This is a genomic window from uncultured Modestobacter sp. (assembly GCF_947486615.1).
Taxonomy (GTDB): Bacteria; Actinomycetota; Actinomycetes; order Mycobacteriales; family Geodermatophilaceae; genus Modestobacter.
Map to the genome: position 1 here is coordinate 1 of NZ_CANKUD010000022.1, position 9164 is coordinate 9164.

The following is a 9164-nucleotide window of genomic DNA, read 5'->3' on the forward strand; positions in this document are numbered from 1 at the left end:
CTCACCGGAGCTCACCGGAGCTCACCGGAGCTCACCGGAGCTCACCGGAGCTCACCGGAGCTCACCGGAGCTCACCGACGAGACGAGGAGATCCATGGCACTGCTCGAGGACGGCGCGTGGCAGGGCAAGGTCTGGACCGGGTCGTGGACCGACGGCAGCGGCGGCACCTACATCGCCGTCGAGCCGGCCACCGGCGCCGAGCTGGGTGAGGTCGGGAAGGCCACCCCCGCGGACGTGGCCCAGGCCGGCGCACGGGCCGTGACGGCGCAGCGGGAGTGGGCGGCACTGCCGTTCGAGCAGCGCGCCGCGGTGCTCCGCCGGGCCGGGGACCTGCTGACCGAGCACGGCCAGGAGATCAAGGAGTGGCTGGCCCGGGAGTCCGGCGCCATCCAGCCCTTCGGCGACTTCCAGGTGCACACCTCGGCGCAGGAGTGCTACGAGGCCTCGGCGCTGCCCAGCCATCCCTACGGCGAGCTGCTGCGCAGCGGCTCTCCCCGGCTCTCCTTCTCCCGCCGGGTCCCGGCCGGCGTGGTCGGCGTGATCGCGCCGTTCAACGTGCCCACGATCCTGGCGATCCGGGCCATCGCCCCGGCGCTCGCCCTCGGCAACGCCGTCGTCCTCAAGCCCGACCCGCGCACCGCCATCTGCGGCGGCGCGGTGTTCGCCCGGGTCTTCGAGGAGGCGGGTGTACCGGCCGGGGTGTTCCAGGTGCTGCCCGGCGGGGCCGACGTCGGCGAGGCGCTGGTCACCGACCCGGCGGTGCGGGTGATCGCGTTCACCGGCTCGACCCGGGCCGGCCGCGCCGTCGGTGCGCTGGCCGGGCAGCACCTGAAGCGGGCGCACCTGGAGCTGGGTGGCAACTCCGCGCTCATCGTTCTGCCCGACGTCGACGTGACCGCCGCTGCCTCGGTCGGGGCCTGGGGCACCTTCGCCCACTCCGGACAGATCTGCATGGCCACCAGCCGGCACCTGGTGCACGCCTCGATCGCGGAGGAGTACACCGCCGTCCTGGCCGGGAAGGTCGAGCACCTGCCGGTCGGCGACCCGTTCCGGGAGCAGGTGGCCCTGGGCCCGCTGATCGACGCCGGCCAGCGGGACCGGGTGCACGAGCTGGTCACCAGCAGCGTCGGCGGGGGCGCGACGGTGCGCACCGGCGGCACCTTCGAGGGGCTGTTCTACCGGCCGACCGTGCTCGGCGACGTCCCGGTCGACGCCCCGGCCTACCAGCAGGAGATCTTCGGGCCGGTGGCCCCGGTGACGCCGTTCTCCTCGGTCGACGAGGTCGCGGCCCTGGCCGCCGGCACCGAGTACGGGCTCTCGCTCGGCATCCTGACCCGGGACGTGCACGCCGGGCTGCAGCTGGCCGAGCGGATCCCAGCCGGACTGGTGCACATCAACGACCAGACGGTCAACGACGAGGCGGTCGCGCCGTTCGGCGGCGTCGGCGCCTCGGGCACCGGCTCCCGGCACGGCGGGGCGCAGGCCAACATCGAGGCGTTCACCGAGACCCAGTGGGTCACGCTGCGCGGCGACCTGCCCAGCTACCCGTTCTGAGCACACACGCCGACGGCCCGGCCCCCGCGAGGTGCGGGGACCGGGCCGTCGTGGTGGTGCGGTGCGTCAGGCGGACTCGCGCCCGGTGACGTCGACCGGCTCGCCGAGGTGCCGCTTGCCACCGGTCTTCGAGACCTCGAAGTCCGAGCCGAGCTCCTCCAGCGCCAGCCGGCCGTAGACCTGCTGCTGGGTGGCCGTGCGCTGCCCACGGCCCCGGCCGAGGAAGCTCACCGCCCAGCCGAGCACGGTGGTGAACCGGCTCTTGAAACCCACGACGTAGACGACGTGCACGACCAGCCACAGCACCCAGGCCAGGAAGCCGGTCAGCTTGATCTTGCCCAGGTCGGCGACGGCGGAGAACCGGGCGACCGTCGCCATGCTGCCCTTGTCGTGGTACGTGAACTCCGGCTTCGTCGGCCGGCCGGCGATGCGGGCCTTGACCGCCTCGGCGGCGAAGCGGCCACCCTGGATGGCGACCTGGGCGACACCGGGGAGCCGGTTCAGCGACATCATGTCGCCGACCACGTGCACCTCGGGGTGCCCGGGCAGGGTGAGGTCGGGCTCGACGGAGACCCGGCCCGCGCGGTCGACCGCCGCGCCGGACTGCTCGCCGAGGACCTTGCCCAGCGGGCTCGCCTGGACGCCGGCCGCCCAGATCTTGGTCGCGGAGTGGATCCGGCGCTCGTGGCCCTCGCCGTCCTTGACCACGATGCCGTCGGCGTCGACGTTGGTGACCATCGCGCCCAGCTGGACCTCGACGCCGATCTCGTTGAGCCGCTTGTGCGCGTTCTGGCCGAGGGAGTCGACGAACGGCGGCAGCACCTTCGGCGCGGCGTCGAGCAGGATCACCCGGGCGCTGGTCGGGTCGATGCGGCGGAAGTCCTTGCGCAGGGTGCGGCGGGCGAGCTCGGCGATCTGCCCGGCCATCTCCACGCCGGTCGGGCCGGCGCCGACGACCACGAACGTCAGCAGCCGGTCGATCTCGGCGGGGTCGGTGGCGAGCTCGGCCAGCTCGAAGGCGCCGAAGATGCGGCCGCGCAGCTCGAGGGCGTCGTCGATGCTCTTCATGCCCGGCGCGAACTCGGCGAACTGGTCGTTGCCGAAGTAGGACTGCCCGGCGCCGGCAGCGACGATCAGCTCGTCGTACTCGTGCACCGTGGTGCGGCCGAGGACGGTCGAGGTGACGGTGCGGGCGGCCAGGTCGATGTCGGTGACCTCACCGAGCACCACGCGGGCGTTGTCCTGGTCCTTCAGGATCTGCCGGGTGGCCGGGGCGATCTCGCCCTCGGAGAGGATGCCGGTGGCCACCTGGTAGAGCAGCGGCTGGAAGAGGTGGTGGGACGTCTTCGCGACCAGGGTGATGTCGACCGGGGCCTTCTTCAGGCGCTGGGCGGCGAAGAGACCGCCGAACCCGGACCCGACGATGACCACCCGGGGCCGGCGTCCGGTGGACTGGGTTGCGGTGGTCACGGTGCCTCCTGATGTCGTCATGATGACTCATCCTCCCACTACTGCTCTGGATCTTCCGGCCGCCCTCCGCTGCGGGGCGTCGTCGTCCCGGACACAGTCGGCATGAAGGAGAGCAGCCTGGAGGCGAACGGTGTTCCTGAACTCGTGTGCGTCCCAGGTCTCGGTCTGGACGACCGCTCCTGGAGGCGGGTGCTGGGCCCGGCCGGCGGGGTCGTCGTCCGGCTGCCGGGGATGGGGGAGCGGGGCCGGGTCGGCACCCTCCCCGAGCTGACCGACCAGCTGGCGGCGGCGCTCGGACCCGGGCCGGTGGTGCTGGCCGGGCACTCGCAGAGCTGCCAGGTGGTGGTCGCGGTGGCCGAGCGGGACCCGCGGGTCGTCGGGCTGCTGCTGCTCGGCCCGACCACCGACCCGCGGCTGCGCCGGGTCCGGGTGCTGGCCGGCCGGTGGCTGCGCACGGCGGTGCACGAGCAGTGGTGGCAGGCCCCGCTGATCGTCCGGCAGTGGCTGCACACCGGGCCGCCGGCGATGACCCGCCTCTGGCGGAACACCTCGCCCGACCGGGTCGACGAGCGGTTGCGCCGGGTGACGGTGCCGGTCCTCGTCGTGCGGGGCACGCGGGACGCGTTGTGCGGTCACGACTGGGCGGCGCACCTGTCCGCGTGTGCGCCGCGCGGGCGGCTGGTCGAGCTGCCCGGCGCGGCCCACATGCTCCCGATCACCCGCCCGGACGCCGTCGCAGGACTCGCGCTCGACCTGGGCCGGTCGGTGGGCTGAGCCGGACCGCACCGTGAGCCGGCCCGTGGGTCGGGCCGGCTCGTGAAGTGCGCCGCTCCGGTCTCCGGGTCGAGGAACCGCCGACCGGCGCCCGGCCGTCGGTCAGGCGGCGACGGCCTCACGCGCGCGCGAGACGGCCTTGCCCGCCACGGAGAGCTTCGCGGCGTTCTTGGCGGCCTTCCGGCTGGCGCGGGAGGGCCGGCGCGTGCCGATGCGGGCCTCGCGGCCGACCAGCCCCTGGGTGATCAGCCCGAGGCCGATGCCCAGCATCCAGACGTCCTTGGCGATCGGCAGCCCGTCCTGCGTCGGGGCCACGCTCTTGCCCGGCTTGGTCATCCCCGGGGTGCGCAGGTAGAGGCCGAGCAGGCCCGCCGAGAACCCGGTCAGCGCCGCACCGGCGACCGCGCCGGGGACGAACGGGGTCAGCAGCAGGGCGCCGATGGTGATCTCGGCGGTGGAAAGGCCCTTGGCGAAGGTGGCCGGCGGGACGTTCTTCAGCGCCGGGTAGGTGCCGGCGGCGAAGCCGTGCAGCCCGGCGGCGGTCTCGGCGTCGGCGCCACGCTTGCCGAGGCCGGAGTTGAGGATGAACGCGCCGGTGGCGATGCGCGGTGCGATCTCGCTGGGGGTGATGGGCAGGCGCATGGGGACCTCACTCGCGACGGGGATGCTGCAGTGCTCAACATCATCGTCGCCGCCCGCACGCCGCCCCGCGACCGGGGGCCGGGACGACGACGGGCCGGTGGTCAGCTCTTGGTCAGCGGCCCGAGCGCCCGCGGCCTCGGCCGGCACCGCTGGGCGCCTGGCCGGCCCGGGCGGCCAGCTCGGCGCGGGTGCGCGCCGGCCCCGCGGACCGGGTCTGGCCACCGCGGCCGGAACCGCCGGACGACGACTGGCCGGCCGGCGCCGCGACGCCCCCACCGCCCCCGCCGGAGCGGCGACGACGGCCGGTGCCGGTGCCCTGCGGCTGCGGGGCCGGCGCGGGGGCCGGCTCGACGTAGGGGGCGGCCGGACCGGTCAGCGCAGTGATCTCCCGGGCGCCCGGCTTGATCGCCGACACCTCGGGGCTGATCCCGGCCTGGCGGGCCAGGGTGCGCACCTCGGCGGCCTGGTCGGGGGTGGCGATGGTGACCACGGTGCCCCCGGCGCCGGCGCGGGCGGTGCGGCCCGAGCGGTGCAGGTAGGCCTTGTGCTCGGCCGGCGGGTCGACGTGCACGACGATCGAGACGTCGTCCACGTGGATGCCGCGGGCGGCGATGTCGGTCGCGCACAGCACCCGGGTCTCACCGGTGCTGAACGCCTCCAGGTTGCGCTCGCGGGCGTTCTGGCTGAGGTTGCCGTGCAGGTCGACGGCGGGCACCCCGGCGGCGGTCAGCTGCTTGGCCAGCTTCTTGGCCTGGTGCTTGGTGCGGGTGAACAGCACGCTGCGGCCCAGGCCGGAGGCCAGCTGCTTGACGATCTCGCCCTTGTCGGCGGCGTCGACCCGGAACACGTGGTGGGTCATCGTCGACACCGGCGCGACGGCAGGGTCGACCGAGTGCGTGGTCGGGCTGGTGAGGTACCGCTTGACCAGCACGTCGACGCCGTTGTCCAGGGTGGCGGAGAACAGCAGGCGCTGGCCGACCTTGGGGGTGCGGTCCAGCAGTCGCTTGACGCCGGGCAGGAAGCCCAGGTCGGCCATGTGGTCGGCCTCGTCGAGGATCGTGATCTCCACCGCGCCCAGGTCGACGTGGCGCTGGTTGATCAGGTCCTCGAGCCGGCCGGGGCAGGCGATGAGCACGTCGACGCCGGCGGCGAGCGCCTGCACCTGCGGGTTCTGGCCGACCCCGCCGAAGACGACGGTCGAGCGCATGCCGAGCGCCCGGGCGAGCGGGTCGACGACGGCGTTGACCTGGTTGGCCAGCTCGCGGGTCGGCACCAGGATCAGCGAGCGGGGGCGCTTGGGCTGTCGCTTGCTGTCCGAGCCGGCGAGCCGGGCGACCAGCGGGATGCTGAAGGCCAGCGTCTTGCCCGATCCGGTGCGGCCACGGCCGAGGACGTCGCGGCCGGCGAGGGTGTCCGGCAGCGTGGCGACCTGGATCGGGAACGGCGCGGTGATGCCGCTGGCGGTGAGCACCTCGACCAGCGGGGCGGGCACGCCGAGCTCGGCGAAGGTGGTGTCGGTGGGCAGCACGGTGGCGACGTCACCGGCCGGCACGACGGGGGCGGCCGGCACGGCCTCCTCGGCGCGGGAGGCGTCGCGCGCGGTGGGCTGCTGGCCCTCGGGGCGGGGGCCGGTGCCGCGGCCACGGCCGCCGCGGCGGCGACGTCCCTCGGAGCCGCCCTCGGCGGGCGAGCCGGACGGCGCGGTGGGGGCGCGGAAGGCGGGGGAGCCGGTGCTCGCCGACGGGGCGGCGGCCGGGCGGGTGGCGCGACGGCGCGCGCCGTCGTTCTGGGCAGGGCTGGACGGGCTGGAAGTCATCAGTGGGTCCTCAACACTCCGGTGGCCACCGTTCGTCCACCGGGTGCGGGGCCACCGTGACGGGGCCGCATCGCTTCTCCGGGTCGGACGTCGGGTCGCCGGCGCGCCTCGGTGGCGCAGCCTCGCGCCGACGTCGAGTCCACCTGCTCTCGGATGAGCGGGGGGCGGCGCCGGTGCCCCTCACTCTGCCAGACGTGCCCGGTCACCGGGCGCATCCGGAGGAGGGACTGATCACATCGGGGCGGCCGCCCGGCCGCCCGGTCGGGCGGTCAGGGGGCTGACGGCTCGGTCGAGCTCTCCGCGTGCTGGGCGGGGGAGGTCAGCACCGAGACCCCGCCCTTGGACTCGAACACCGCCAGGTGCACCTGGCTGACGTCGGAGATCCCCTGCTGGCGGAGCAGGGCGGCCAGGTCGGCGTCGAGCAGGCCGGCCCGGCGGAGTCGCCGGTGGTCGACCTCGCCGTCCCGGACGAGGACGTGCACCGAGGGGTCGATCGCCCGGTGCACCCACGGCAGGAGCCGCAGCCGGCTGACCGCCGTGTGCACGACCGCGAGCGCGAGCAGGGCGACCGCACCGGTCGACCACGGTGTCTGGGCCGAGGTCGCGGTGCGGCCCACGATGGCGCCGACCGCCACCGCGACGATGAAGTCGTACGGGGTCATCTGGCCGACCGTGCGGCGTTCGCTGAACCGCAGGACGACCAGCGCGGTCAGGAACATGAGCGCGGCCTTGAGGGCGGCGTGTCCGGTGGCGGACAGGTCGCCGAAGAGGACGTCGGAGAGGGGCATGCACCGGCCATGCCCCGGCCCCGCGCAGGCATGTCCGGGTGTGACGTTCCCCCCGTCAGCCCGTGGGCCGCCGCGCCCCGACCGTGGGCCGGCTCAGCGGCGGCGGCCGTGCCGCAGGCGGGTGATCCGGGCCAGCGCGTCGACGGCGCCGGCCGGACGGGTGAAGCTCATCGGGTTGACCGGCAGCGCGAACCGCAGACGGGTGATCGCCTTGGCCCGGGCGAACTCGCGCAGCCCGTCCTCGCCGTGGATCCGGCCGAACCCGCTCTCGCCGACCCCGCCGAACGGCAGCGCGGGCACCGAGGCGAAGGAGAGCACCGAGTTGATCGCGGTCATCCCGCTGCGCATCCGCCGGGCCAGGCTCATCGCGCGCGCCGGGGAGCCGCTGAACACCGAGCCGCCCAGGCCCATGGTCGAGTCGTTGGCGCGCCGCAGCGCCTCCTCGGCATCGGCAACCCGGGTGATGGTCAGCGTCGGGCCGAACGTCTCCTCGCGCACGGCGGCGGAGTCCTCCGGGACGTCGAGCAGCACGGTCGGGGCGATGACGCCGCCGTCGACCGTGCCGCCGGTGGCGACGCTCCCGCCGGCGGCCACGGCGTCGTCCAGGTGCCGGCGGACGACGTCGGCCTGGCCGGCCATCGTCATCGGGCCGTAGGCGGCCTGCGGGTCGGACCCCGGGCGGAGGTCGGCCACCCGGGAGGTGACCTCGGTGACGAACCGGTCGTAGACGGCGCTGGTCGCGTAGACCCGCTCGATCCCGATGCAGGTCTGCCCGGCGTTGCTCATCCCGCCCCAGACGGCGGCGTCGGCGGCGGCCACGTCGGCGTCGTCGTCGACGATCATCGCGTCCTTGCCGCCGAGCTCCATCAGCACCGGGGTCAGGGTCTCGGCGCAGGTGGCCATCACCTTCCGCCCGGTGGCGGCCGAGCCGGTGAAGGCGAGCTTGTCGACGCCGGCCCGGCAGAGCGCCGCACCCGTCTCCCCGGAGCCGGTGACCAGCCCGAACGCGTCGGCGACGTCGGGGACGGCGGTCCGCCAGGCGTCGGCGAGCCAGGCACCGACGGCGGGGGTGAACTCGCTGGGCTTGAAGACGCCGGCGTTGCCGGCGGCCAGCGCGTAGGCGATCGAGCCCATCGGGGTGAACACCGGGTAGTTCCAGGGCCCGATCACGCCGACCACGCCGAGGGGCTGGTACTCCAGGTAGGCGGCCTGGTTGGCGGCCAGCAGCCCCGGGCGCACCCGGCGGAGGCCCAGGGTCTTCCGGGCGTGCGCCGCCGCCCAGGCCAGGTGGTCGACGGCGAGGGTGATCTCCAGGACGGCGTCGTCGTGCGGCTTGCCGTTCTCCCGGTGCACCAGGTCGGCCAGCTCGTCGATCCGCCGGGCCAGGTGGCCGCGGTAGGCGGCCAGCCGGAGTCCCCGTTCGGCGAAGCCGAGCGCGGCCCAGTGCTCGGCGGCGGGCCGGGTCCGCGCGACGATGGCGCGGACGGCGTCGGTGTCGTGCACCGGGAAGACCCCGACGACGGCGCCGGTGGCCGGGTCCGTCGACTCGAAGGTCCCGGCGGTGTCGCGGCGGGGGGAGCTGTCCAACTCTTCGCTGAGTGGCATGTGACGCAGGTTACCCACGAGTACGCGGCGCCTGATCCGGCGTGCGGTGGGTGGTCGAACCCCGTGGTGGGCCTGCGGCCGACCCGTGGCGCACCGTTGCTCGAGTGCCACTCCTGAGTCGCGGCTCCCGCTGGGACCGGCGCCGACGCCCACGTCCCGGGGTCGGTCTCGTTCTTGGGTCGGGTTCGTCCTTGCGTCGGCTTCGCCCCGGGGTCGGCTTCGTTCTTGGGTCGGCTTCGTCCCTGGGTCGGCTTCATCCCCGCGTTGAAGGTCGGCGTCGTCCGGGGTGGTCGGCTGGCTGCGGCGGGCGGCGCCCCTGCCCCGATGGGTCGGTTTCTCGCCATGGTCGAGCGACCGATATGAGGCGACTGTCAAGACTCGAGCTGGATCTGTGGACAGGCGTTTGACCTGCGGATTCGGGTTGTCCGAAGGCTGGTCGACCGGTATTCTTCGTACACACGTTCGAACCGGTCGGGAGGTGTCATGAGCGAATTGATGTCGGCTCTGGACGCCC

7 protein-coding genes are annotated in these 9164 nt (G+C 74.5%); 2 read left to right on the forward strand and 5 right to left on the reverse strand.

What is annotated here, in order from left to right:
• The first annotated feature begins 94 nt into the window (after nucleotides 1–94).
• Nucleotides 95–1555 carry a benzaldehyde dehydrogenase gene (locus tag Q1A09_RS22425; RefSeq protein WP_299960584.1) on the forward strand — a complete coding sequence of 487 codons (1461 nt, stop codon included), beginning with the start codon at nucleotides 95–97 and terminating at the stop codon, nucleotides 1553–1555.
• 66 nt (nucleotides 1556–1621) lie between these two features.
• Here the strand turns inward: Q1A09_RS22425 and Q1A09_RS22430 are convergent, their stop codons facing one another.
• Nucleotides 1622–3025, reverse strand: a complete 1404-nt coding sequence (locus Q1A09_RS22430) for an NAD(P)/FAD-dependent oxidoreductase (protein WP_299960587.1) — start codon at nucleotides 3023–3025, stop codon at nucleotides 1622–1624.
• Between the two features lie 102 nt (nucleotides 3026–3127).
• Here Q1A09_RS22430 and Q1A09_RS22435 point away from each other — a divergent pair, with 102 nt between their 5' ends.
• On the forward strand, nucleotides 3128–3799 hold the full coding sequence (locus Q1A09_RS22435; RefSeq protein ID WP_299960590.1) for an alpha/beta fold hydrolase: 672 nt from the start codon (nucleotides 3128–3130) through the stop codon (nucleotides 3797–3799).
• Between the two features lie 102 nt (nucleotides 3800–3901).
• Here the strand turns inward: Q1A09_RS22435 and Q1A09_RS22440 are convergent, their stop codons facing one another.
• The 4 genes from Q1A09_RS22440 to Q1A09_RS22455 all read right to left on the reverse strand — a co-directional run bounded on the left by Q1A09_RS22440 (nucleotide 3902) and on the right by Q1A09_RS22455 (nucleotide 8650).
• Complete coding sequence (locus Q1A09_RS22440; RefSeq protein ID WP_299960593.1) at nucleotides 3902–4441, reverse strand: hypothetical protein; 540 nt, start codon at nucleotides 4439–4441, stop codon at nucleotides 3902–3904.
• A gap of 112 nt (nucleotides 4442–4553) precedes the next feature.
• Entirely contained in the window at nucleotides 4554–6257 is a 1704-nt protein-coding gene (locus tag Q1A09_RS22445) for a DEAD/DEAH box helicase (protein WP_299960596.1), read from the reverse strand.
• Nucleotides 6258–6526: 269 nt separating this feature from the next.
• Nucleotides 6527–7045 (reverse strand): DUF421 domain-containing protein, encoded by a 519-nt coding sequence (locus tag Q1A09_RS22450; RefSeq protein WP_299960599.1) that lies wholly within the window; start codon nucleotides 7043–7045, stop codon nucleotides 6527–6529.
• 93 nt (nucleotides 7046–7138) lie between these two features.
• Nucleotides 7139–8650 carry an aldehyde dehydrogenase family protein gene (locus tag Q1A09_RS22455; RefSeq protein WP_299960602.1) on the reverse strand — a complete coding sequence of 504 codons (1512 nt, stop codon included), beginning with the start codon at nucleotides 8648–8650 and terminating at the stop codon, nucleotides 7139–7141.
• Between the last annotated feature and the right edge of the window lie 514 nt (nucleotides 8651–9164).

Coding starts and splice junctions, on each gene's coding strand:
- Q1A09_RS22425 (WP_299960584.1), top strand. CDS start 95: ATGGCACTGCTCGAGGACGGCGCGTGGCAGGGCAAGGTCTGGACCGGG.
- Q1A09_RS22435 (WP_299960590.1), top strand. CDS start 3,128: ATGAAGGAGAGCAGCCTGGAGGCGAACGGTGTTCCTGAACTCGTGTGC.
- Q1A09_RS22440 (WP_299960593.1), bottom strand. CDS start 4,441: ATGCGCCTGCCCATCACCCCCAGCGAGATCGCACCGCGCATCGCCACC.
- Q1A09_RS22445 (WP_299960596.1), bottom strand. CDS start 6,257: ATGACTTCCAGCCCGTCCAGCCCTGCCCAGAACGACGGCGCGCGCCGT.
- Q1A09_RS22450 (WP_299960599.1), bottom strand. CDS start 7,045: ATGCCCCTCTCCGACGTCCTCTTCGGCGACCTGTCCGCCACCGGACAC.
- Q1A09_RS22455 (WP_299960602.1), bottom strand. CDS start 8,650: ATGCCACTCAGCGAAGAGTTGGACAGCTCCCCCCGCCGCGACACCGCC.